Origin of the sequence: Rubripirellula tenax (genome assembly GCF_007860125.1) — a bacterium.
GTDB classification, from domain to species: Bacteria; Planctomycetota; Planctomycetia; order Pirellulales; family Pirellulaceae; genus Rubripirellula; species Rubripirellula tenax.
The window spans coordinates 41466-66773 of sequence record NZ_SJPW01000003.1; the positions used below are offsets into that span (position 1 = coordinate 41466).

A 25308-nucleotide genomic window follows, 5' to 3' on the forward strand; every position below is an offset into this window, starting at 1 on the left:
CAAATTGCATTCATTGCATACGATTGTTCAAGAATGGCGAATCAATCGCCACGGGAATTCTCGAACTTCCACCGTTTGATTTGCGGATGTCGACGCACTTTAGTCGAATCCGGTGTTTCACGAAAAGAGAGATTTTTTCGCGGCTACAAAATTCGTGTGCCGATAAGTGGTATTGGAATGGCGCGAGTTGCTTTGATACATGCCAATGCGGACGCCGTCTTTGAAAGTACCGAGTTACCGAATGTCGAAAGTTGTTATGCCACGGCCAATTTACAATCGAACGAAAACCGATTCGCTGACTCGTCGCTTCACATTGGGTGCTTTGGTGATGTCGACGTTCGCGGCCGTCGCCGGTTGCCAGGATGGACCGCTGTACGCGTTGAAGGTTGCCAATCCTTATTATTCGATGAAGGAATGGAAAAAAGACGAAGCCATCGGCGTGACGGACCACGAACGACGCAAGGTACTGACCCAGTTGGCGGACACGATTGCAACCATGCCGGCCAATCGCCAACAGTATTGGTCGGGCCATCTGAAACAATTGATCGAAAACGAACAGAGCCCTGAAATGCGACGCTTAGCCGTTCGCGCCGCCGGTGCAATTCAAGACCCGTCCGCTTTGGCGATGGTCGAAAAAGGGCTCGACGACGAGAGTGTTAAGGTTCGCATGGAAGCCTGCGAAGCACTCGGCCGCCGCAAAGGCGACGACGCTGCTCGTATGTTAGCGGCGACGATCGGTACCGAAACCAATCAAGACGTGCGTCACACTGCGATGACGGCGTTGGCCGGCCACAAGAGTCCGATCGCGGTCGATTCGTTGCGAACGGCCCTGTCGGACCGTAACCCGGCAACCCGGTCGCTGGCGATCGCTTCGCTACGCGGCGCGACGGGAAAGAACTACGGTAGCGATCCCGAGGTTTGGATAGCCGCGTTGGACGGCAAACCAGCCGCGCAAGTGGAAACGCGAATCGCTGATCGAGTTCGCGATCTTTTCTAGATCGCCCAATCGTTGAACGCGAAACTTCGAACACCAAAACTATCGAACCGATTGCCATGCACCGACGACCCACCCGAACTCGATTGGCGATCCTTCGCAGCATTGCCCTGTCGACGCTTACAGGAATCGCAATCACGGCCAGCAATGCGGGCGCTCAAAACGTTGAACGGATCTGGGTCGATGCGGGCGGGTCGTTTTCGGTCAAAGCCACCATGATCAACGCGTACGACAATTCGGTCGTGCTGCTACGATCCGACGGAGGCGAGATCACGCTATCGTTGGACAAACTCAGCGAACAAGACAAAGCCTACGTTGCTGAACAAAAGCAATTTGAATCGACGCTGAACGGGCTGCGTGCCGCGCCGCCCTCACCGCCCAAAATCGTGGCGTTGGAACCGCTTAAGATTCCTTTTGATGCTTCCGAAGCCGAGGCCGCCGATGCGCCGTTGCAGTTCGACGGCCCGATCCGACAACGCGTGTCCGACCACTTGCCAGCGTCGATTCCCGCGGATCGATCGCCCATGGACGTATCGGTTGCCGATGCCAGGATCATGATCCAGCGCGTCGATTTCAACATTGGCATTTCGCCACCGATCGCGATCAACACCCTGGACGCGTCAGGAAACAGCAAAACGTCGCTGATCATGTCGATCAGCGAACCCATTCGATTGCCTGACCAAATCACGCGACAAGAACTGGTTCGATTCGAACTCGACCGTGGCAGCGCCGACGTGATGATGCGACATAACGAAACGCTCCGCTTGCTGGATCATCATCTCGAAAGCGGTCGCTCGTTGGTTGCGGTCGGATTCAATTCGCTCGGCTCCGGGGGCTCGCTTGCGGTCTTGGAAGGATGGCAAGACGGCGGACTGGAACTATCCCATCGCAAAGAACTGCCGCCGCGCCGATCCGCCGGCGGTGTGCCCCGACTGCGTTGGGCGAAATGGATCGACCAGAATCACGCATTGGCGGTCATCGACGAAACCCTTGGCCTTTGGAACATCACGACCGGAAAACAGCTCTATCAGATCGAAGGCATCGACAAGCGGGCGGCGCTGGCGGTGTCCGGCGGCGGTCGCTACGTTGCGATTCCCTACGAAGGCGGCGTCGATCTATGGACGACGGCGACGGGTGACTGGCAAGGCCGCATCAAAGTCGAGAAACAAGTTCCAGGCGTTTCTTTTTCGCCCTTAGGAAACCAATTGGCGATCGCCACAACGCGTCGTGTTCGGGCCTGGGACCTGCCTTCGGCAGCGCTGGCCGGTGACGTCCGCAGTCGCAACAGCTTGGGAACGGGAACACCATTCTGGATCGACCATGACATGCTAATCACCGATTCGGGAACGCTTGTCAGCCTGTATCGCGGCGTTCCGATTTGGCGCTATGACGTTGCGGGTTCCGATCGCACGCGAATCGGCTCGAAGCTGGCAATTTTTCGCAAATCACCGATCACGGAATTGGTGATCGCGACGTTGCCCCACGCAGGTGCCGAATCCATGATCCGCCGCATCGACCATAGCGTGACGAAAATCGAACCCGAAAGTTGGCAAGTGGCCGGCCGCAGCGCGTGGGAAGAGGGTCAGTGGGTGGACCGAGACGTGAAGATCGGTTCGCTGACCAAAGAACGCCGCTGATCCGAACGCGGCTGGAAATCACGACCGAGACCGGGACGGTCGGTCATGCCGCGGCGACTTCCGCAGTCGGATTTCGATAGCGCACCCATCCGCGGCGAAGCGCATTGGTGATGGGTTGCTCGACGCGGTGCGTGATGATCACCGCCAACGCAAACGAGAAGACCACGGCGATCGCAAAACAGATCACCGGTGGCACGCCCGCTTCGTCAAAGCGACGGATCAATGCACAGCCCAAATTGTTGTGGCAAAGGTAGATCGCGTACGAAATCGTGCTGATGTAGACCAAAGGTCGGAACCTCAACGGTGGCACTTTGCCGTACGCACATAGCGTCACCAAACCGATGATCATCACGGTTGCGACGGGATTGTGTTTGCCGTGGTCGATGCAGTGAAACACGATTGCGGCAACGACGATGCCGGCAATGTTTTGCCACCGTTTGCCGACACCGGTCTTGATCATGTACAGCAGGAAGCCGATCGAAAACAGCGGCGCAAAGTCCAACAGCAACAAACGTCTTAGTCCCGTGGCAACGCTGAACCAAGCTTGACCGCCGTAGGTGGCTTCCAACGAATCCAGCAGCGGACAAAACGTGATCGACATCGCCAACAGACTTCCCCAACCGATGAAGTACCGCCGCAGTCCGCCGATCATGAACAAGGTCACAAGCGTGACGTAAAACATCATCTCGATCTGCAACGTCCACATCACCGGATCGACGCACTCGAATCCCAACACTCTTGGCAACAACGTCATATTGGCAACGAACTGACCGAGCGTTACCGATTGTTGCATCGGAGCCAACGGCAAAATCCAAAGATTGGCGATGATCACCAACAGGAACACGGGCACGATGCGAATCAATCGAGCGGCGACGAAATCAACCGGCTTACCGCGACGCAACAACGACATGCTGTTGACGAATCCGCTCAAGATAAAAAACATCTCGACGCCGTAAGCACCAAACGGCCATTGAAAGCCGAGGGGCGACGAATAGCCGTACTTGTTCGCGTACACCAAAGTGAAGTGGAAGAGCACCAAGTTGATCGCGGCAAGGGCGCGCAGCGAATCCAACTCGACGATTCGTCGATGTGGTTTCAAAATGCTGGGCGACGAGGCCGAATCGTTTGACATGATGGCTTGTTGGTGGTGCAAAATCCCGAATTCAGGCGTTCGCTGAAACCTAGGTTGCGAAACGCGGCCCTTGATCAATGTGCCCCTTTCGTCGACCGACCGCCGGTCGCCGGCGTCGGATTGGGCCGACCGTTCCGGTTGCGCCGGCGGCGGAAACGATCGCCGAACAGAACCACGATGCGGCGAAACCCCCTTTCGTCCGATCCAGACCTGAACGAAACTACGCCGAGATTTCCCTCATTTCGATCAAATCTGCGGATTCGATCCGCAAAACCAACCACTCGGCGGAGCCTCGCTGTGAAGTATGTAATCGTCATCCCGGACGGATGCGCCGATGAACCGATGGATTCGCTCGGCGGAAAAACGCCGCTCCAGGCCGCCCAATTGCCGGCGATGGACGCGATCGCCGCTCGCGGATTCCAGGCCCTGTCCAATAACACGCCGGCCCACCTGCCCGCGGGCAGCGAAGTCGCCAACCTGTGCCTTCTGGGCTATGACCCGGATGTCTATTTCACCGGCCGTGCCCCCCTGGAAGCTGCAGCCCAAGGCATCACGCTCGGCCCCAACGACTGGGCCGTTCGATGCAATTTGGTCACGATCGAAGACCAAGTGATGGTCGATTTTACCGCCGATCACGTCTCGACCGCCGAAGGAACCGAGTTGCTAAAGTCGGCGCAGGAAAAGATTCTGTCTCGCGACGGCATGGACGGACGGTTGGAATTTGTGCCCGGCGTCAGCTATCGAAATCTGTTGATCTATCGAGGCGTCGATGGCGAACCGGCTCCCTTCGCTCGCGATACCCGCACCAGCGCGCCGCACGATTTGACGGACCTGAGTGTCGCCGATGATTTCCCGCGCGGCCCGGGCAGCGACTGGCTGGTTCGGTTGATGAACGATTCGGCCGAACTGTTTGCCGACCATCCGGTCAACAAGAAACGCATCGCCGAAGGCAAGCGTCCGGCCACGAACGTCTGGCTTTGGGGATTGGGCGGCGCACCGAGCCTGCCGTCGGTGAAAGAACGATTCGGGGTCCAGGGCGTGATGATCACGGCGGTGGACTTGCTGCGTGGGATCGCGGCGCTGGTGGGATGGCCCCGCATCGAAGTCGAAGGGGCAACCGGATACCTGGATACGGACTATGCCGCCAAGGGTCGCGCGGCCGTTGAAGCGTTAAAAGAGTACGACGTCGTCTGCGTTCACATCGAAGCCCCCGACGAAGCATCGCACGAAGGCCGCGCCGATGCAAAGATCGAAGCACTGCAGCAGATCGATAAGCACATCGTGGCGCCGCTTGTCGATGCACTGGCCCAATACGGCGACCATCGCATTTTGGTGCTCCCCGATCACCCAACGTTTTGCAGCACCAAGAAGCACACGCACGGGATGGTGCCTTTGGTGATCGCCGGTACCGGCATTACGGCCGACGACCAAACGACGTATGACGAAATCGCGGCCCAGGCGAGCGGCCGAACGTTCGCGAAGGGCTGGGACCTGATGCAAGCGTTCCTAAAAGGCTAACGCTCGAGACTACGATCACAAAATCCTGTTACCTGTCACCTATCTCCTGTTACCTACTCCCATGTCTCTGATCGTCCAAAAGTTTGGCGGCACTAGCGTTGCCGATGTTGAAAAAATCCGTGCCGCCGCTCGCAAGGCGATCCGCGCCCAACGGCAAGGTCACCAAGTCGTGATGGTTGTCAGCGCGATGGGTAAGAACACCGATGTCTTGTTGGACCTGGCCGGCCAAATCGGCGAGAACCCGCCGGCACGCGAGATGGACATGCTGCTAAGCACCGGTGAACAGGTCAGCGTCGCCTTGGTGGCGATGGCCATTCACGAACTCGGCGCCAAAGCGATCAGCTTGACCGGCGGACAGATCGGAATGAAGACCGACAACAGCTTCTCGAAAGCACGCATTCAATCGATTTCGACCGATCGCATCGAACGACTCTTGGCCGAGGGCAACATCGTCGTCGCGGCGGGATTCCAAGGGATCGACGACGATTTGAACATCACGACGCTGGGCCGCGGCGGCAGCGACACCACCGCCGTCGCACTGGCCGCCGTTTTGGGCGCCGATGCGTGTGAAATTTATACTGACGTCGATGGCGTCTACACGACCGACCCACGCAAACTCCCAGAGGCGCGCCGCGTCGACGTGATCAGCTACGACGAAATGCTGGAATTGGCCAGCCTGGGTGCCGGAGTGATGCACAACCGCTCGATCGAATTTGCGAAGAAGTTCGGTGTGCCGATTCACGTCCGCAGCAGTTTTTCGGACACCGAGGGCACGATGATCGTGGCCGAAGCCGAATCGACGACCCAACCCGTCAGCGGCGCGGCAATGACGGCCGACGAAGCACGCGTGACGGTGCTTGGCGTGCCGGACGTGCCGGGCAAAAGCTTGCAGATTTTCTCGGCAATTGCGGCGCGTAAGATCGCGGTCGACATGGTCGTCCAGAACGTCGGACAGGACGGCCACGCCGACGTCTCGTTTACGGTCCCGCGAGGCGAACTGAAGTCGACCCTTGCGGCGCTCGATTCGGTGGTGAAGTCGATCGGAGCGCAAGGCGTCACTCACGACGACGAAGTGTCGAAAGTCTCGGTGGTCGGCTTGAATATGGCGACGCAAACGAACGTCGCGTCGCGAATGTTCCGCGCACTTGCCGACGCGGGTGTGAACATCCATATGATCACGACCAGCGAAATCAAGATCTCGACGCTGGTTCCGAAATCACAATCGGCCGACGCGTTACGTGCGGTCCATAAAGCGTTCGATTTGCATTCGCGTCCTGCTGACGCAAAAAATTGGAGCGAGATCAAGGCCGATCGAGGCAAAGCCGACGTTGATACGTTGGTCAACCGATTGAGGGCCGACGAACTGGAAGCCTTGACGTTGACCGGCATCGCGCTGACCAAAGACCAGGCCCGTGTGACGCTTCGCGGAGTCCCCGACCGACCGGGCATCGCGGCGGACATGTTCGAAATGATCGGCAAGGCCAACATCTTTGTCGACATGATCGTGCAAGGCTATGACGGCGAAGACGGGTCGACCAGCGTCTCGCTGACCGTCGACAGAAAAGATCTCGAAAAGACGCTGGACGTCGCTCGCGTGATCCAGAAAAACCATGGGATGCGAGACGTCCAAGGTGCCGACAATATCGCCAAGATCACGGTCAGCGGCATCGGACTGCGCAGCCATACCCATGTCGCAACGCTGCTGTTCGACCGCTTGGCGAACGACCAAATCAACGTCGAAATGATCAACACCAGCGAACTGCAGGTCAACGCAGTCATCGACGCGACCAGGGCGGCCGAGGCGACCGAAGGGCTGAGAAAGGCGTTCGCCCAATCGCTGATGTAGACCAGCACGGCAACGCCAGAACTGCAACATCGACGCTGTAACATCGACGTCGGAGTTCCGTTCGGGTGCGAGGTAGAGGGTTGGGTTATGATGAGTCCCTCTACTCGTTTCCCTCTTATCTATCTGCCTCCCGCTTGGACCTCCCATGGGTGTTCGTTTTGCCTGTCATGCCTGCAACAAGCAACTCAATATCAAACAGGAATTTGCCGGACGTCGTGGCGTTTGCCCGAAGTGCAAAACCAAGTTTCGAATTCCGGTTGCTGACTCAGACGTTTCCTCACCGATTCAGGACACACCGGCCGAGCCTGCCACCAGGTCGCGCCCGGCACCCAAAGTTTCCGCCGCATCCCAACCGTCCGCCAAACGCCAGCCGTCCGCTGGCGCTGCCATTTCCCTGATCGCCGACGAGCCCGACGCGACATGGTACGTCCGCCCGCCAAGTGGTGGACAGTACGGTCCGGCTTCGGGCGATTTGTTGAAACAGTGGATCGAAGAAGGCCGTGTCGCCGCGACGGCGCTGATTTGGCGAGAAGGATGGCCACAGTGGCGCCCCGCCGACGAAGCCCTAGTCGAAGTCGCCTCGATCTTGCCGTCGGTATCTGAAGTCGCGAAACCGGCCGTGCAACCTGCTGCGTCCCCGCGGCCCCAAGTTGCCCCAGAAAGTGACGTGACGACACCGACGTTCGCGGGCCAAGCCAACATCGGCGCCGCGCGACGATCCCGTTCGTTCCAGCGGATATTTTGGATCGGCGCACTAACCTTGATCGCCATTTCGCTGGCCGTCGCGTTGTACTTCCTTCTCAATCGGCCCGCAGCCTAGGATCGGCACCTCCCAACTACCGGGCGTTGGCACGACGCACTAGAGTATTTGCAGGACGACGCGACGATGGCGAAACGTTCACGACGACGCCGTCTCCTGTCAAAGCCCGCCCTTGCCAATCCTTCCCAAAGTTGGAGTTTCCGCGATGCGTTTCCTCTTAAGCCTGGCCTCGCTTCTAGCGATTTTGTTGACGCTTCTTTCCTCGCCCCTGGCTACCGCAGCCGAGCCAGCCGAAGCCACCAAAGTCACCGTGTTTGGTGACGGCGACCTGGATGTGCCCGCCGAGTTCAAGTCGGTCGATCCGAAATCGCGAATCATCGAACACGAATTCGAAGCCACCGCCGACGGAGCACCGGCACCGGCGCGGATCACCATGATGGCGGCCGGCGGCGACGTGCCCGCGAACATCGCGCGTTGGAAAGGCCAATTCGCCGGCGGCAACGCCGATGCGAACAAGACCGAAACCATGAAAGTCGGCCAATGGGAAGTCCACTTGGTCGATCTCAACGGCAGCTTCGGTGAATCGATGGGCGGCGGCCCGTTCTCGGGCGGAAAGGTCGTCCAGCGAGAAGATTATGCGATGACCGCAGCAATTTTGGTCCATCCCGAAGGCCAAAAGTACTTCGTCAAGATGATCGGCCCCGCCGCCGTCATCAAAGCCAACCGTGAAAAATTCGTCGCGATGATCAAAAGCATCGAGTGATCGATCGCGCGAATCCGTCACCAGCCGCCGTCAACTCGCCTTGTTGAATCAATTGAACCGGTAACCCGCCAGCATGAATATCCAGAGCTTCTTGGAACACCACGGGATCGTCCGCAACCCGTTCGCCGAAGAGGACGCCCAAACCGATCAGGTGTTCAAAGAGCACTGCATCAGTAGCGCGTACCATCCGATTTGGGACAAGGTTTATGGCGATCCCAAGGAACCGTCGACCGCGATCGTCTTCGGCCCCAAGGGCTCTGGCAAAACGGCCATGCGGCTGCAAATCGATCGGCACCTGGCTCGGTTCAACCAAGAAAACCCGACCAATCGCACGTTCGTGATTCGCTATGACGACTTCAATCCGTTCCTGGATCACTTCTGCGAACGGATGAGTCGGCGGACGACCAAAAAACCCGAAAAGGTCCTCGATTCGTGGCGTTTATGGGACCACATGGACTCGATCCTGTGCCTCGGTGTGACCGATTTGGTCGATCGTGTTTTGCGAACCGAAGGCGACGGCAGCACCGGGCCGCGGATCGACGCCAATGCGTTGAAGAACCTCGACCGCACATCGGCTCGCGATTTTTTGATGCTGGCGACGTGCTATGACCAATCCACGGCGTCTTCGTTCACCAGCCGATGGAACGACCTTCGCAAACGACTGCGATACAGCAACGTTGGTGCCAAATGGCCGATGGTGCTAGCGATCGTCGCATTCTTGGCGTCGGTCATCCTGGTCGGTTGGCTGTTCTATCGAGGCGGCGGTGTCGGTGCCGACGGCGAACCAGCGGCGGTTAGCAATCACATCCTTTGGTTGATTCCGCTAATCACATTGGTCGGCGGAATGCCGTTTTGGATCCAATGGACCAAAAACCAGTTGGCGGCCGCCGGAATTCGCAAACACATGCGAGTCGGAAAGCGAGAAACGGGAACGCTGCGAAAAGTGCTCGGCAATATCCCATCGAAGGAATTGGCCAGCCAACCGCTGCCGCGCTACGATCGGACCGACGATCGCTACGAGTTGCTCAACAAGTTTCGGGCGATCCTGTTGCGATTGGGTTACAGCGGCGTCGTTGTGTTGATGGACCGCGTGGACGAACCGCACATGACCGGCGGCAAGGCCGAATTGATGCAACGTTTCGTTTGGCCGATTCTGGACAACAAACTTTTGAAGCACCCCGGTATCGGTTTCAAGATTTTCTTGCCGCAAGAGCTGCACCGCGATATCGAACGCGAGACTCGTGAATTTCATGAACGGGCCCGGCTGGATAAGCAAAACGTCATCCCGGCGTTCCAGTGGACCGGCGAGGCGCTCTACGACCTGGCCCGTGCCCGGATGTTGGCGTGCGCCGCAGACGGACGGTCGCCGGAACCAAAGGACTTGTTCGCCGACGATGTAAGTTACGAACGATTGCTGGCCGCATTCCAGTCGCTACGCGTGCCTCGTCATCTGTTTCGGCTGCTCTATCGCGTGCTGGTCGATCACTGCAACCGGCACACCGATGCCCAACCGGTCTTCAAGATCAACGGCCAAACGTTCGAGTCGGCGCTAGCCGTCTACAGCCGTGATTCCGAAGTCACCAACGGTTAACCCGGTGGATCGCACAGGAAAACACACAATTTGAGGGCTGGCGGATGAGGTTTCATCGCCGCCCCCGATGACGCGGAATTCGACGCCGAATGGCCGATCCGGTATCCGACTTGCCGCCGTGCCGCGATTTGGTACGCTACGGGACCGAATCGGACTTTCGTTTTCGACGGGAAGATTATGCCTTGATGTCGAACGACGCTCTGTTTTCGACGCAATACCATGGGAGATTTGACTAGGTGGGTACTAAGAGAACGGGAAAAGGTCGACGAAAAGTGGGACGTAAAAAACGCCGTATGCGAGCGAAAATTCGTCACCGCAAGAAATAATTTTGCATGTCCACTGTCGATTCCAACCCTGCTGGTCCCGCGATGTCTGAGGAAACACCCGTGTCATCGTCCGACGATACACCCGTGCCACCAAAGAAACGCGGTGTGCCGGAAGGACTTTGGCTGAAGTGTCCGGGATGCGGATCGTCGGTTTACAAAAAAGAAGTCGAACAACGGCTGAACGTTTGCCCCAAGTGCGAACATCACTTTTACGTTTCGGCAATTGATCGAATCGCTCAAGTGTTGGACGAAGGCACGTTTGAGCCGATGAACGAATCCCTTCGGCCGGTCGACCCGCTGGAGTTTTCGGATCGACGAAAGTACGCCGACCGGCTTGTCGGCGAGCAAAAACGCACGGGTTTGACCGATGCTGCGATGACGGGAACCGGAATGGTTCGGGCTCGTCGAGTGGCGTTTGCGGTCACCGATAGTGCGTTCATCATGGGAAGCATGGGCTCGGTGGTCGGCGAACGCCTGACGCGTTTGATCGAACGTGCCACGGACGACGGGCTGCCACTGATCATCATCTCGGCGTCGGGCGGCGGTGCCCGAATGCACGAAGGAATCCTGTCGCTGATGCAGATGGCGAAGGTCTCCGCGGCACTTGCACGCTATGACGAGTCCGGCGGACTGTTCATCAGCGTTTTGACCAACCCAACCATGGGTGGCGTCGCCGCAAGTTTCGCATCGCTTGGCGATTTGGTGTTCGCCGAACCCAAAGCTCTGATTGGGTTCGCCGGGCCACGGACCATCAAAGCCACCATCGGAATCGAATTGCCTGAGGGATTCCAAACCAGCGAATTCCTCCTCGAACACGGCTACATCGACCGAATCGTCACACGCAAGCACCTCAAGAGCGAAATCGCCCGCGCAATCGACTATTGCGGAAAATAGCGGGATAGGTGACAGGCTTCAGGTCACAGGTAACAGGTTTCGGGGCATAGGCACCTGGAATCCAGTTTCAGCTTGCCCAATCTGGACCTAAACTAAAGGGGGTTGAGTCATCGCTTTTTCCTGTCACCTGTCACCTAAAACCTGTCACCTACTCCTACTCCGCCATGAGTCTTTTCGATTCCATCAAGTCCGCGTTCAAATCCGGCCCCAGCACGGGCGGACGGATTGACGTTGCCGGACGGTTCGCCCGCCAGCGGACGGCAGTGACGGGAACGATGGCCAACTTTTTCGTCGCGAAAGATCGCGAACACAACGACCGGATGGTCGGAGTGAAGATTCTGGATATCGAAAAGATGGAGTTGTTCGAGGCTCGATTCAAAGGCCTGAACAAACCGTCCGAAGGCCAAATCGCGATGCAAATGAAGCATCCCAAGGTCGTCGAAACCTACGAAATCGGAACGTCGCTGAAGGGCGAACCGGTCATTGTGATGGAATACGTCGGTGGACCGAGTCTTCAAAACATCGTCGTTCAAAAGCAAGAACATCATGTGACGGGACGCCGAATGCTGATGATTCGGGATATGGCCGAATCGCTGAAATATGTCCACAGCCAAGGCTTCATTCACCGAGACATTTGCCCGCGAAACTTCATTTGCTTGCCGGAAACGACCGGTGTCAAACTGATCGACTTCGGGCTGACGGTCCCTGCAACCGCCCCTTTTATGGTTGCCGGCAATCGGACGGGGACGCCGCTTTACATGTCTCCAGAGATCGTTCGCCGACGACCGACCGACAAACGCGTCGACATTTTCTCGTTTGGCGTGACGTGTTACTGCCTCGTTTGTTTTTTTCACCCCTGGCAGAGCGAGATGCTCAACGGGCGAGCAGCGCTCCAACACGATTCGAGGCCTCCCAAAGACCTGATCGAGCGATGCCCCAACGTCGACCCGCGACTGGCGCGGACCATCATGAACGCGCTCAATCCCGTGGTCGAACAGCGAACGGAGGACATGGATCAATTTCTGCACGGAATCCGAAACGTCGAAAAGGCCTTCGTCGATTCGGACGCCTAACAGCCTGTTGAAAAAGGGGTCTGACCCTCTCCGACGTTCGACGTCCCCTAAGTCAGCCCCTTTTTTCAACAGGCTGCTAATCGGGCCGCAGCAAAACGAAGTCAATTCCCTTGCCCGACTGGTCGAAAAAGACCGTAGGCCACCACCGGATGGCTGTTCCAGCGCGGCAAAAGCTCCTCAAAACGGAAAAATTGGCATAATCGGCACGACCGATTCCCGATGCGTATCCGGCCGGCGCCGTGTATTTGGTTCCGATTCGGTAAAAGGTGCCGGCAATGGCGGTTTTCATAGCGAATTCGTTGACACTCGTTTTTCCGCGTAACTATACTTCGGGGGCGTGGTAATTCAGGCAAGATTGCCCGCACGTCCCTTGTCGATCTCGTCGTTAACGGAAAACACCCATGACCCTACTTGGGAAGTCCTTCACAGCTCTCATTTTGATTCTCAGCGCCGTCTTTATGGTTTTGGCGCTGGCAGTCAATGCGTCCCACCGTAATTGGCGAGACGTTGTTCTGACCGGTGTCAACGGACAACCGGGGCTGAAGTCTCAGATCGAAGCGATCTCACGTGAGAACGAACAGCTCACGATCCAGAAAGAGCGAAGTCAATCGTCGCTTGATCGTGAACAAGCCGCCCGCCGTACCGCGCTGGCCGCCCTGCAGACTCAACTCGACCAACTCAAGAGTGACCTGCAACAAAGCGAAGCGAGCGTTCAAAAATTGACCGCGCAAGTTCAAGAGCTCACACAAATTGACTTGAGTCGCGCTCAAGAATTGGAGCGCCTGACCGCAGACAACTCGAGCCTTCGCCAGAAGGTTCGCGACGAACAACAGAGTCGCGATAGCCTGTTCACGCAGACGCTCGAATTGACCGACCAAATGAACAAACTGCGAGGCTTCAAGCAACAGCTCGAAGAACGCAACGCTCAACTGATGTCGCAAGTCACGCGATTTGAAGAAGTCGTCGCATCGAAGGGCATCGACATCAATGCACCGCTGGACGGTGCACCGCCGATGCGGAACGGCAAGATTCTTGAAATCGATCGCCCACGTCGCTTGACGTTGGTTTCAATCGGCTACGACGAAGGACTGCGAGAAGGCCACTTCTTGGAAGTAACCCGAAACGGTCGCTATATCGGCAAGATGAAAATCCGCAAGACCGAACCGGACCGTGCGGTCGCCGAGATCTTGGAAGACTACAGCGAAGGCATCATGCAGGAGAACGACCGTGTCGACACAACCCTCGATTGAAAATAGTGGCAAGCAGCCACCAAGCGTCTACACGGTCATGCTTCTGCTAAGCATGCTGTTCATGTTGATCGCCGTCATTGCGATGTGGATTGAATTGAACCGTTGGGCGCCGGACTATTACCGAACCAACACGGCGAACCCGTCGGTGATGGTGATGCCCGTGCAAACTACGCTGTTGGCGTAGGGTTTTCATTTTCGGTGAAACCGTCACCCATAAAGTAGCGGTTGAGAAACTCTTTGCGGTCACCTTCTTCGGCCGCCAATTGGACCATCGCATACAAACGCTGCTGATCGCGGCGTTTTTTATGCGCCAGTGCTTCGTCGTCTGAAAAGTACGACGGCAAAGGACCAAGGATGTCAAAGCACTCTGGTTCATGCGGGCCTGCGATGACGCCGTGACGATCCAGCATCGCGATCGCCGTCGCCAATCGATGATCATGTCGGCTAACCCGCTGCAACCGATCGTTAAGCCACTGAAGCCCGAAGGCTCGGCATGGCTCAGGGTGCTCGACCATCGTGGTGTATACCCGACCGTAAAAATCAGCATCCGGGTTGGACCATTCAATGAATTGCATTTGCGTCATCAAGTCCGACTGGTCATACAGCCACCGACACAAACTCGGCTTACCGTCGCGGCCCGCTCGCCCGATCTCTTGATAGTACGACTCGATCGACCCCGGTGTTTCGGCGTGAATGACAACGCGAACGTCTTCCTTATCAACACCCATCCCAAACGCGGGTGTCGCCAACACGATGTCCGCATCACCGGCCATGAATTCGTCCTGAACGCGTCGACGCCGATGGCGAGGAACATCGCCGTGATAGACGACGTGGTCGATTCCGCGTTGGCGAAAATCGTCGCTGAATCGTTCCAACGTTTTGATCAGCGAGAAATAAACGATGACGCTTCCGCCGCGGTACTCGGTATCGTCCAAGGCGTCCCCGATGACGATTAGCTTTTCCTCTTCATCGAAAACCGGTTGCACGTCCAACTTCAAATTCGGTCGATCAATTCCCTCGTGGAACAACTTGATTGAATTCTCATCCAGCCGCAGTTGCCGGCGAATGTCGTCGCGACATTCCGCGGTGGCCGTCGCAGTCAAAGCGATCGTGACGGGGTCGCCCAAAGACCGTCGAATGTCACCGACCCGCGAATAGTCGGGGCGAAAATCGTGGCCCCATTGGCTGACGCAATGCGCTTCGTCGATCGCCAACAACCGAACGCGTCGCTTCGACAGAGCTTCTCGAAAGTCGTCTTTGCGAAACCGTTCCGGCGTCACATATATCAACCGATATTTTCCATCGGCCAATTCCTGATAACGCTGTAAACGAGTGGGGCGATCAAGTGACGAGTTGATAAAGGCCGCATCCATGCCTCGGCGCACCATGGAATCCACCTGATCATGCATCAACGCCACCAGAGGGGAAAGAACCAATACTAAATTTTCTCCATCCGCCTTCATCGCTAGCGCAGGAATCTGGTAACACAATGATTTGCCCATCCCCGTGGGCATGACCACCAATGCATTTTGTCCCGAACAAACATGGTCAATGATCGCTCGCTGGCTTCCGCGAAACGACGGGTAACCAAAGTGTGTTTCCAAAAGTCCCAACGCGTCATCGGCCGGAATTGATAATCTGTGCTCTGTCATGCCAAAATCTTTGCAATCACGTCGCGGATCGTCCATAGTCATGCCAATGGAAATTGGCCGATTCGCACAGCCCAAAGTTCGAGGCTTCCAATTTGCTCCTAAGTCGCGACACCCTAAGATTTCCAGCCCTTACACGACGAAGACTTCAAGATGAGCACCAACGACAAGATTGACTTCCAACCTCTTCATGGTGAAACGGAACTATCACCGCCCGAGGTTTACGCCGCTAATTTGGTCGAATGGGCCGTCGAGCGTCACGCCAGCGATTTGTTTATCTCGGATTCAGAATCCAGTGTTTTGGTTTCGATTCGTCGCCTAGGAAAAATTGAACCCGTTCGACAACTCGCTCGACAATATGGAAAGCGATTGCAGGGCCACCTTCGCGTCCTCGCCGGTGCCGATGCCGGCGAGTCGATCCGTCCGTCCGACGGCCGGGGAGTCTTGGCCACGCCCGACGGCAGCCTCATCGACTTGCGATTGAGCTCCATTCCGACACTCTATGGACAAGACGTTGCAATACGCTTGTTCGACCCGATTCGTGGCGCACGATCGATCGAAAATCTCGGATATGACGATTCCGAAATGCAAACCATTGTGGATCTGATCCATCGGCCATCGGGTTTGATTTTGGTCGCCGGCCCGGTCGCGAGCGGTAAATCTAGCACGCTCTATTCCGCAGTGGAGGCGTTGAACGACGGCACCCGAAAAATCCACACGCTCGAGGACCCGATCGAACACTCGCTTCCCGGTGTGATGCAATCACAAGTCAATCTTCGCGCCGGTCTCGACTTTGCCGACCTGCTCTCGGCGGTCCTTCGTCATAGCCCTGATGTGATCATGATTGGCGAGATCCGCGATTCACGAACCGCTTCCACTGCGGTCCGTGCCGGCGCAAGCGGCCAACTGGTACTCGCCACCATTCACGCAAAGAGCTGTGCCGAAGCGGTCGATGCGATGTTGCAGTACGATACGATGCCGAAGTTCTTGGCAGGTGCCCTCATCGGCGTGATCAATCAACGACTGCTTCGCAAACTATGCCCGAAGTGCCGAAAACCGCTGCTTGACGTCGAAATGGATATCGGTCCACGAATTCGAAGCGTGCTCTGTGGACAGGAACCGCGCTTGTATGGAGCTGCGGGATGCGAAGAGTGCTTCGGCGATGGCTTCGATGCACTCACGTGCGTCCCCGAAGTCATGCGAATGGACCATCGGCTCTGCGAAGCGATTGGCAACGGCGCGTCGGCAGCTCAACTGGAAACGATCGCAATCGATGAAGGCATGCTGTGTCTTGCCGAAGTCACGGCCGCGAGAGTGCTCAGGGGACTGACCACCGCCGACGAAGCGAACCAAGCCGTCGCCGATCCGCTGTTGGCAACCTTGGCCGCATTGGCGAAGAACGCAGAGTAGCGACCACGACGACGATTGATCTACACCTTAAGAACGGATCGACGAAAAGTGAGAAATCGGCAAGCCGATTGAAGTTGGCTTGCCGCTCGCGCGGACTAACCCAACCGACGCTCTAACGCTGGACAAAGAAAAACCTCGCGTCCCGATATGGAACGCGAGGTTTTTTGTTTACTGAAGGTGAATCCGACTAGCTAAGAATTACTCTTGGCCGCCCATCATTTGATCCAGGGTTTGGTTTTTCGGCATATCAACCGGTTCATCGGGCGTCGCTGCTGGTGACGGAGCTGAGCCTTCGTCTGCGTTGAGCAGCGGGAAGCTCTCTTCCAGGCTTTGCACCGGAGCATTCGCCAGTTCCTCGAGTGCTTCGCGTCGGTAATTGACTTCCGATTCTTGGAAAATTCGGAAACCCGTTCCGGCGGGAATCAAGTGACCCAGGATAACGTTCTCCTTCAACCCGACCAACTTGTCGACCTTGCCGGCCAATGCCGCTTCGGTCAACACCTTGGTGGTTTCCTGGAACGAAGCCGCCGAGATAAAGCTATTCGACTGAACGGCTGCCTTGGTGATCCCCAGCAACTGAGTACTGGCGGTCGCACTCTTGGGACGCTTGCCCTTGGCAGGATCGCCACCCATCGCTTCGATTTCCGCGTTCGTTTGTTCGAACACTTCTTTGGGAATGATTTGTCCTTCGTGGAAATCGCTTGCACCCGGCTTGGTCACCTTCATGCAATTGGCCAACGCATCGTTGGCGTGACGGAAATGGAACCGGTCCATCACGCTGCCGGGCAACAAGTTCGTATCACCCGCTGACTCAATTTTCACCTTGCGAAGCATTCGGGCGATAATGATCTCGCAGTGCTTATCGTTGATTTCAACTTTCTGCGACTGATAGACCTGTTGAATTTCGTGCAGCAAGTATTGCTGAACGGCTTCTTCACCCGAGACACGCAAGATGTCGTGCGGAACCAACGGACCCTCGACGAGTGCTTGACCCGCTTTGACGAAGTCACCGCTGTGAACTTGGAAGTGTTTGCCGTGAGGAACCAAGTGTTCACGCTCGATACCCGATTCGCTGCGAACAACAATGGTTCGCTTACCACGTTTACGCTCGGCAAGAATTTCAACTTCACCATCGACTTCCGCGATCACAGCAGGATCTTTCGGCTTGCGAGCTTCGAAAATCTCGGTAACTCGAGGCAGACCGCCCGTGATATCCGACACACCGCCGGCTTCACGCGGCATTTCAGCCAGCACCGTACCGGGAACGATCTTGTCGCCTTCGCGAGCCACGATCATGGCACGTTCGGGCAAGTAGATGACGTCGAGAGCCTTGCCGGTGGCTGCTTCCAAGTCGGAGTCCACCGATTCGATCACCAACTGCGGGTGAAGGTCACCCTTATGGTCGACAATCATCATCCGCACGTTGCCGCTGGCTTCGCGCTCGACCCGCATCGTTTCGCCTTCGACGATGTCTTCGAAACGGATCTTACCGTTGACTTCCGACAAGATCGGAATCGAGTAGGGGTTCCATTCGCAAAGGACGGTGCCTTCTTTAACGGTCTCGCCTTCTTTGACGCGAAGCGCCGCACCGGTGGGAACCGGATACGATTCGATTTCGCGACCACGCTCGTCGACCAACGTGATTTCACCGTTTCGATTCAGCACGATCGGGATGCCTTCGGTGTTGGCCACCGCACGCATCCGCGTCAAACGAACTTCACCAGACCGTTTGCTCTTGATGTCCGATTCAACCGACTGCTTGCTAACCGATCCACCGATGTGGAACGTTCGCATCGTCAACTGAGTTCCGGGTTCACCAATCGATTGAGCGGCGATGATACCGACGGCCATGCCTTCTTCGACCAACGATCCAGTCGACATATCCATGCCGTAGCAACAACGACAAACACCCAACGGCGCGTCGCATGTCATCGGTGTCCGGACTTGGATCTTTTCCAGTCCCATTCCTTCGATGTTGCGGGCGATTTCGGGGGTGATCATTTCGTTTTCGCGAACGATCACTTCGTCGGTTACCGGATTGACGATCGATTGGCGACTGACGCGACCGTTGATCGAATCGAGCAAGCTGACTTCGACCTTCTCGCCGCGATAGACAACACCCTTGGTGATACCTTGCGTCGTACCGCAATCGTTCATCGTGATGACGACGTTTTGCGCGACGTCGGCCAGTTTACGGGTCAAGTAACCCGAGTCGGCCGTCTTAAGCGCCGTATCGGCCAAGCCCTTACGAGCACCGTGCGTCGACGAGAAGTATTCCAGTACCGACAAACCTTCGCGGAAGTTCGCCTTGATCGGCGTTTCGATGATTTCACCGGTCGGCTTTGCCATCAATCCACGCATACCGGCCAACTGCCGAATTTGCTCGATACCACCCCGTGCACCTGAGTGCGACATCAAATACACCGGGTTGATGTACCAGCCGCCATCGCGGACGTCGTTCTTCATCGCCTGCATCATGTCCTTGGTGATCAACTCGCGTGCCGCTGTCCATTCGTCCAGCACGTGGTTGTATCGTTCCGCACCGGTCATCAAACCGCGTTCGTACGACTTCTTCAGCTTCATGACTTCCTTTTCGGCCTTCTTGATGAATTCCGTTTTGGAGTCCGGCGTGACCAAGTCGTCGGTCGCGAACGACAAACCCGACCGCGTCGATTCGCGGAAACCGGTCTGCATCATGTCATCAAGCAAGTGAATCGTCGCGCGACGACCCAGACGTTGATAACAGTCGCTAATCGCCAACGCCAAGTCACCGCTCTTCATCGGGTGGTTATAGAAATCCATCCCGTCGGGAAGCATTTCATTGAACCGGACACGACCGGGCGTCGTGTCGATGATCGCGCCGTACTTGCCATCGCCGTTATCGGTTTTCAAGCGTTGGAACTTGGGCAACCGCATCTTGATCCTCGCGTGCAGCGCGATGACGCCTTGGGCGAATGCCAAATCGACTTCGTCGTAGCCCGAGAAGATCATGCCTTCGCCCTTTTGATCGGGCATTTCGGCGGTCATGTAGTAACAACCCATGACGATGTCCTGGGACGGCGACATGATCGGCTTGCCGTTCGACGGTGCGAAGACGTTGTTCGTCGACATCATCAACGTGTGGGCTTCGACTTGCGCTTCAATCGAAAGCGGCAAGTGGACGGCCATCTGGTCACCGTCAAAGTCGGCGTTGAAGCCTTTGCAAACCAAGGGGTGCAAGTGAATCGCGTTGCCTTCGACCAACACTGGCTCGAACGCTTGGATCCCCATCCGGTGAAGCGTCGGTGCACGGTTCAGAAGCACGGGGTGGTTTGTGATGACCTGTTCCAGGATGTCCCAAACCTCTTCGTCTTTCCGCTCCAGCATCTTCTTGGCCGACTTGATCGTGTCGGCGTGGCCGAGCTCTTTCAAACGACGGATGATGAACGGTTGATACAGTTCGAGCGCGATCTTCTTCGGCAAACCACACTGGTGCAGCTTCAGCCGCGGACCGACCACGATGACGCTACGTGCCGAGTAATCGACTCGCTTGCCCAGCAAGTTTTCGCGGAAACGACCTTGCTTGCCCTTGATCATGTCGGTCAACGACTTCAGCGGTCGGTTCGATGAACCCAACACGGGTCGCTTGCAGCGGTTGTTGTCGAACAGCGCATCAACGGACTGTTGCAGCATTCGCTTTTCGTTGCGAATGATGACTTCCGGTGCGTTCAAGTCGACAAGCTTGCGCAAGCGGTTGTTGCGGTTGATGATCCGTCGATACAAGTCGTTCAAGTCCGACGTCGCAAAGTTGCCGCTGTCCAACAACACCAATGGACGCAAGTCGGGCGGAATCACGGGGATCACGTCCAACACCATCCACTCGGGACGGTTATCGCTATCGCGGATCGATTCAACGATCTTCAAACGATTGATCAGGTCTTTCTTCTTTTGCTTCGATCCGGTCTCGACCAAATCGACACGCAACTTGTCCGACAAGGTGACCAAGTCGAGTTGGTTGAGCAGCTTGCGAACTGCTTCGGCGCCCATGTCGGCCTCGAAGGTGCCTTCGCCGTACTGTTGACGGGCGGCGCGATACTCTTCTTCGGTCAACAATTGGCGAGCTTCCAACTCCGTCGATCCGGGATCGATGACGACGTAGTCTTGGAAGTAGATGACCTTTTCAAGCGAACTGGTCTTCATGTCCAGCAGGTTACCCAAACGCGACGGCATCGCTTTGAAGAACCAAATGTGAACGACCGGTGCGGCCAATTCGATGTGGCCCATTCGTTTACGACGAACGCGGCTATGCGTGACTTTCACACCGCAGCGGTCGCAAATCATGCCCTTGTACTTCATGCCGCGGTACTTACCGCAGGCGCACTCCCAGTCCTTTTCAGGCCCGAAAATTCGCTCGCAGAACAGCCCGTCTTTCTCGGGGCGATAGGTACGATAGTTGATCGTTTCGGGCTTCTTCACTTCGCCGAACGACCAACCCTTGATGTCCTGGGGGCGTGCGAGTGAAATCCGAACCGAAGCGTAGTCGTTAATGCGATCGTAGTTGCTGGTTTCGCCGGTCGACATAGGAAGGAAGGCCTTAGCTATTAGGTTTTAGGTGTTAGGTCGCAGCGACGAATCAAAAAGTCGTCACAAATTTCATCGCCAACGTTGTTCGCCGGCGATGCTTATCGAGAGAGGTCCAGGTTTCCGGCGTCAGTCTCCTAACGCCTAAAACCCAATACCTAATCCCTCTCTCAGATCGCTCGTTTCTCAAGCTGCATGTTGAGCGCCAGACCACGAATTTCGTTGGTCAACACGTCGAACGATGCCGGCGTGCCTGCTTCGAGCGTGTTCTCGCCCTTGACCATCGATTCATAAATCTTCGTACGCCCTTCGACGTCGTCGCTCTTGACGGTAAGCAGTTCCTGCAGGATGTAAGCGGCACCGTATGCTTCCAGTGCCCAAACTTCCATCTCGCCGAAACGTTGACCGCCAAAGCGGGCCTTGCCGCCCAGGGGTTGCTGGGTGATCAACGAGTAAGGTCCGGTCGATCGTGCGTGAACCTTGTCGTCGACCAAGTGGTGCAGTTTCAACATGTAGATGTAGCCCACCGTCGTTTCTTGCTCCATCGGTTCACCCGTCCGACCATCGGTCAAACGGATCTTTCCGTGAGCAGGCAAACCGGCTTCGGCCAAACACTTGTTGATGTCGGATTCCGTCGCACCATCGAACACAGGCGTGATGGCTTGGAAACCAAGTTTCGCGCCGGCCCATCCAAGGTGCGTTTCCAAAATCTGTCCCACGTTCATCCGCGACGGAACGCCAAGCGGGTTCAACATGATTTGGATCGGCGTTCCATCGGGCAAGAACGGCATGTCTTCGATCGGAAGGATCTTGGCGATCACCCCCTTATTTCCGTGGCGACCGGCCATCTTGTCACCGACGCTGATCGTCCGTTTGGTCGCGACATAAATCTTGACCATCTGCAACACGCCGCTGCGAAGTTCATCGCCACGTTTCATGCTGTTGAGCGAACGGTCACGAGCGTCGATGGCCTGTTCGACATTGACCCACTGCTGTGCAAAGACCTTGTCGACTTCCTTCTTCTTCGCATCATCCTTGACTTGATCCAGGATGTGATCGATGCGGAAGGACGTCGCCCGTTCGGCGATGAACTTAGGATCTTGACCGTCGGCAAGCGGAGTGCCGGTGGAGTCTTTCAACTTCGTGCCGGCCGCTTCTTCGAGTTCGCGAACGAGGCCCTCGAATGTGCTGGCAATCTCTGCGTTGCCCACACCTTCGGCTTCCTTCAGTTCTTTCTCGAACACCTTTCGCTCGTCTTCGGACAAACTCATCCGACGGCTGAACTTGTGCGTGTCGATCACGATGCCTTCGATACCCGATGGCACTTCCAACGAATCGTTCTTCACGTCTTCACCGGCACGACCGAAAATCGCATGCAACAATTTTTCTTCCGGCGTCAACTCGGTCTTGCTCTTCGGCGAAACCTTTCCAACCAGGATGTCGCCCGGCTTCACGTAGGTACCGACGTTCACGATACCGGTGTCGTCCAAGTTGCGAAGTGCCTTTTCCGAAACGTTGGGAATGTCGCGAGTGAACTCTTCACGACCCAATTTGGTTTCGCGAATTTCGACGTCGAAGTCTTCGATGTGAATCGACGTGTAGGTGTCGTTTCGCACCAATTCTTCGCTGATGATGATCGCGTCTTCGTAGTTGTAACCGTCGAACGACATGAACCCGACCAAAACGTTTCGGCCCAATGCCAATTCACCGTTCTGAGTCGCAGCACCGTCGGCGATGATTTGGCTCTTTTCGACCTTATCACCCAGCGACACGATCGGACGTTGGTTTTGACACGTCCGTTCGTTCAGCCCTTGGTACTTCTTCAAGTCATAGTGGTCGCTTCCGATTTCGATGCGAGTCGAATCGACGTAGGTGACCTTGCCCGCACGACGAGCACGCACGACCATCGCGCTGTTTCGGGCGACTTCGCGTTCCATCCCGGTGCCAACGATCGGCGGTTCGGCAACCAACAACGGCACCGCCTGCCGCTGCATGTTCGAACCCATGAGCGCGCGGTTTGCATCATCGTGCTCGAGGAACGGAATCAGCCCCGCGGACACGCCCACCATCTGTGCCGGCGCGACGTCCATGTAGTGGACCTGTTCGGGCTGGACGATTTGGAAGTCACTGCGGAAACGGGCGATCATGTTCGGACCGGCAACGAGTGCACCGTTATTGATCTCGGTATCGGCCGGAGCGACGTAGGATTCACTTTCCTCGTCCGCACGCAACCAAACCGTTTCGTCGGTGACTTTCCCTTCCTTGATGATCCGGTACGGAGTGATCAAGAAACCATAATCATCGACGCCGGCGAAAATAGCCAACGACGAAATCAAACCGATGTTCGTGCCTTCCGGCGTTTCAATCGGACAGATCCGGCCGTAGTGCGAAATGTGAACGTCGCGAACTTCGAAGCCCGCCCGTTTTCGGTTCAGTCCGCCCGGACCTAGTGCTGACAAACGTCGTTCGTGAGTCAACTGCGAAAGCGGGTTCGTCTGGTCAACGACCTGGGAAAGTTCGCCACGACCAAAGAAGTAGTCGATCGCTGCCGACACGGACTTCGGATTGATCAAGCTGCGAGGCGACATGTCCGTCGCATCCTTGATGCTCATCCGCTCTTGGACGGTACGACGAAGCTTCAAGAAACCTTTGCGAAGTTCTTCGCTGGCTAATTCATCGATCGTTCGCAGACGACGGTTGCCCAAGTGGTCGATGTCATCGATCTCGGCCGCACTTTCCGAATCGAACAAGTCGATCAGGTAGCGGATCGCCGAAATCATGTCATCCGGACGCAAGCACATTTCCGTTTCGGGAACGTTCAAACCGAGCTTACGATTCAAACGGAAACGGCCGACCTTGCCCAAACGATAACGGTTGTCGTCATAGAATTTCTCCGTGAACAACGTGCGAGCCTTTTCAAGCTGCGGCGGGTTGCCCGGACGCAGTCGTTGATAGATCCGCAGCAACGCTTCTTCGTGACTGGCCGTGTTGTCGTCGATCAATGAATTGAAGATCAAAGGAATCTTCGGTGCATCCATCGCATCGATGCTCTTCACACCGGCGGTGCAGATGATCTCGGCGACTTCCTTGGTGATCTTGTGACCGGCTTCGACGATGATCTCGCCCGCTCGCTCGCTTTCCGAGGGATAGACAACGTCATCGACGGCGATCTTGCCCTCGACCGCCTCTGGCTTGGTGCTGCCGGTGATCTTGATGGTGCCGGTTTCGTAGAACGCGTTCAGAATATCCGCATCGGTCGAGTACTTCGGATCCATCGCGCGAAGCAATGTCGTCGCCGAGAACTTACCGCTTTGGTCAATGCGGACCGTCAACGAGTCCTTCTTGGTGACGTTAACTTCGATCCACGATCCCCGCTCGGGAATCACGCGGCACGACGGCAACTTGCGGTCACTGGTCGTGTCTTGTTCCAACACAAAGTCGACACCGGGACTGCGGTGCAACTGACTAACAACAACTCGCTCGGCACCGTTGATGATGAACTCGCCGCCGCCCAACATGATCGGCAGATCGCCCAAGTACACTTCTTCTTCCAGCGGCTCTTCACGATTCAACCGCAACCAAATTCGCAGCGGGCGACCGTAGGTCAAACGCAGCTGACGACATTCTTGGCTGGTATAGCGAGGTTTCCCCAGTTCGTAGTACAGATACTCAAGCGTGGTGTTGCCGTCGTAACTTGCGATCGGAAAAATCTCGTGCAGCACGGATTCCAGACCATGAAGCTTCCGCTTTCGCGAATCCGTGTTTTCCTGAAGGAACTCAGCGTAGGAAGCTGTTTGAAGCTCGGTCAGATCGGGAAGCTCGAAGTTTCCTCCGAGGCCGGTACCGAAGTGACGGACAGTTGTCGGCTCTAGTCGACGGTGACTGGTGGTTGCCATCGTGTAGAA

17 protein-coding genes are annotated in these 25308 nt (G+C 56.5%); 12 read left to right on the forward strand and 5 right to left on the reverse strand.

Translation table 11 applies throughout. The features are described 5' to 3' along the window. Nucleotides 1-241: 241 nt before the first annotated feature. Together Poly51_RS11115 and Poly51_RS11120 are read left to right on the forward strand one after the other, a co-directional pair. Nucleotides 242-997 carry a HEAT repeat domain-containing protein gene (locus tag Poly51_RS11115; protein ID WP_146457445.1) on the forward strand — a complete coding sequence of 252 codons (756 nt, stop codon included), beginning with the start codon at nucleotides 242-244 and terminating at the stop codon, nucleotides 995-997. Nucleotides 998-1053: 56 nt separating this feature from the next. Beyond that, nucleotides 1054-2631: an SHD1 domain-containing protein gene (locus Poly51_RS11120; RefSeq protein WP_146457446.1), complete on the forward strand. Its 1578-nt coding sequence runs from the start codon at nucleotides 1054-1056 to the stop codon at nucleotides 2629-2631. Between the two features lie 43 nt (nucleotides 2632-2674). Here the strand turns inward: Poly51_RS11120 and Poly51_RS11125 are convergent, their stop codons facing one another. Beyond that, entirely contained in the window at nucleotides 2675-3763 is a 1089-nt protein-coding gene (locus Poly51_RS11125) for an acyltransferase family protein (protein WP_146457448.1), read from the reverse strand. 297 nt (nucleotides 3764-4060) lie between these two features. On the opposite strand from Poly51_RS11125, the gene Poly51_RS11130 reads away from it, so the two are divergent. From Poly51_RS11130 to Poly51_RS11160, 7 genes are all read left to right on the forward strand, one after another. Continuing rightward, nucleotides 4061-5281, forward strand: a complete 1221-nt coding sequence (locus tag Poly51_RS11130) for a cofactor-independent phosphoglycerate mutase (protein WP_146457450.1) — start codon at nucleotides 4061-4063, stop codon at nucleotides 5279-5281. Between the two features lie 61 nt (nucleotides 5282-5342). Next, on the forward strand, nucleotides 5343-7127 hold the full coding sequence (locus Poly51_RS11135; RefSeq protein WP_146457452.1) for an aspartate kinase: 1785 nt from the start codon (nucleotides 5343-5345) through the stop codon (nucleotides 7125-7127). A gap of 145 nt (nucleotides 7128-7272) precedes the next feature. Further along, nucleotides 7273-7947 carry a GYF domain-containing protein gene (locus tag Poly51_RS11140; protein ID WP_146457454.1) on the forward strand — a complete coding sequence of 225 codons (675 nt, stop codon included), beginning with the start codon at nucleotides 7273-7275 and terminating at the stop codon, nucleotides 7945-7947. Nucleotides 7948-8092: 145 nt separating this feature from the next. Next, entirely contained in the window at nucleotides 8093-8650 is a 558-nt protein-coding gene (locus Poly51_RS11145; RefSeq protein ID WP_146457456.1) for a hypothetical protein, read from the forward strand. A 73-nt stretch (nucleotides 8651-8723) separates the two neighbouring features. After that, nucleotides 8724-10241 carry a hypothetical protein gene (locus Poly51_RS11150; RefSeq protein WP_146457458.1) on the forward strand — a complete coding sequence of 506 codons (1518 nt, stop codon included), beginning with the start codon at nucleotides 8724-8726 and terminating at the stop codon, nucleotides 10239-10241. 332 nt (nucleotides 10242-10573) lie between these two features. Next, entirely contained in the window at nucleotides 10574-11461 is an 888-nt protein-coding gene (accD, locus tag Poly51_RS11155) for an acetyl-CoA carboxylase, carboxyltransferase subunit beta (RefSeq protein ID WP_146457460.1), read from the forward strand. Nucleotides 11462-11625: 164 nt separating this feature from the next. Then, nucleotides 11626-12534 (forward strand): serine/threonine protein kinase, encoded by a 909-nt coding sequence (locus Poly51_RS11160; protein ID WP_146457462.1) that lies wholly within the window; start codon nucleotides 11626-11628, stop codon nucleotides 12532-12534. 76 nt (nucleotides 12535-12610) lie between these two features. Here Poly51_RS11160 and Poly51_RS11165 read toward each other — a convergent pair whose 3' ends face one another. Next, nucleotides 12611-12823, reverse strand: coding sequence for a hypothetical protein (locus tag Poly51_RS11165; RefSeq protein ID WP_146457464.1), 213 nt, complete (start codon nucleotides 12821-12823; stop codon nucleotides 12611-12613). Between the two features lie 112 nt (nucleotides 12824-12935). Here Poly51_RS11165 and Poly51_RS11170 point away from each other — a divergent pair, with 112 nt between their 5' ends. Next, the gene (locus Poly51_RS11170) at nucleotides 12936-13784 is read left to right on the forward strand and encodes a hypothetical protein (RefSeq protein ID WP_146457466.1); all 849 of its coding nucleotides are present in this window, start codon (nucleotides 12936-12938) and stop codon (nucleotides 13782-13784) included. Further along, entirely contained in the window at nucleotides 13762-13968 is a 207-nt protein-coding gene (locus Poly51_RS11175) for a hypothetical protein (RefSeq protein WP_146457468.1), read from the forward strand. The genes Poly51_RS11170 and Poly51_RS11175 overlap by 23 nt, the downstream gene beginning before the upstream one ends. Here the strand turns inward: Poly51_RS11175 and Poly51_RS11180 are convergent. Then, nucleotides 13952-15436, reverse strand: a complete 1485-nt coding sequence (locus Poly51_RS11180; protein ID WP_146457470.1) for a RecQ family ATP-dependent DNA helicase — start codon at nucleotides 15434-15436, stop codon at nucleotides 13952-13954. The genes Poly51_RS11175 and Poly51_RS11180 overlap by 17 nt on opposite strands. Nucleotides 15437-15586: 150 nt before the next feature. Between Poly51_RS11180 and Poly51_RS11185 the strand changes: the two genes are divergently transcribed. Further along, a complete protein-coding gene (locus tag Poly51_RS11185) occupies nucleotides 15587-16843 on the forward strand; it encodes a GspE/PulE family protein (RefSeq protein ID WP_146457472.1) in 1257 nt (418 codons plus the stop codon). A gap of 198 nt (nucleotides 16844-17041) precedes the next feature. Here Poly51_RS11185 and rpoC read toward each other — a convergent pair whose 3' ends face one another. Together rpoC and rpoB are read right to left on the reverse strand one after the other, a co-directional pair. Continuing rightward, nucleotides 17042-21403, reverse strand: coding sequence for a DNA-directed RNA polymerase subunit beta' (gene rpoC / locus Poly51_RS11190; protein WP_146457474.1), 4362 nt, complete (start codon nucleotides 21401-21403; stop codon nucleotides 17042-17044). 170 nt (nucleotides 21404-21573) lie between these two features. After that, nucleotides 21574-25299: a DNA-directed RNA polymerase subunit beta gene (rpoB, locus tag Poly51_RS11195; RefSeq protein WP_146457476.1), complete on the reverse strand. Its 3726-nt coding sequence runs from the start codon at nucleotides 25297-25299 to the stop codon at nucleotides 21574-21576. Between the last annotated feature and the right edge of the window lie 9 nt (nucleotides 25300-25308).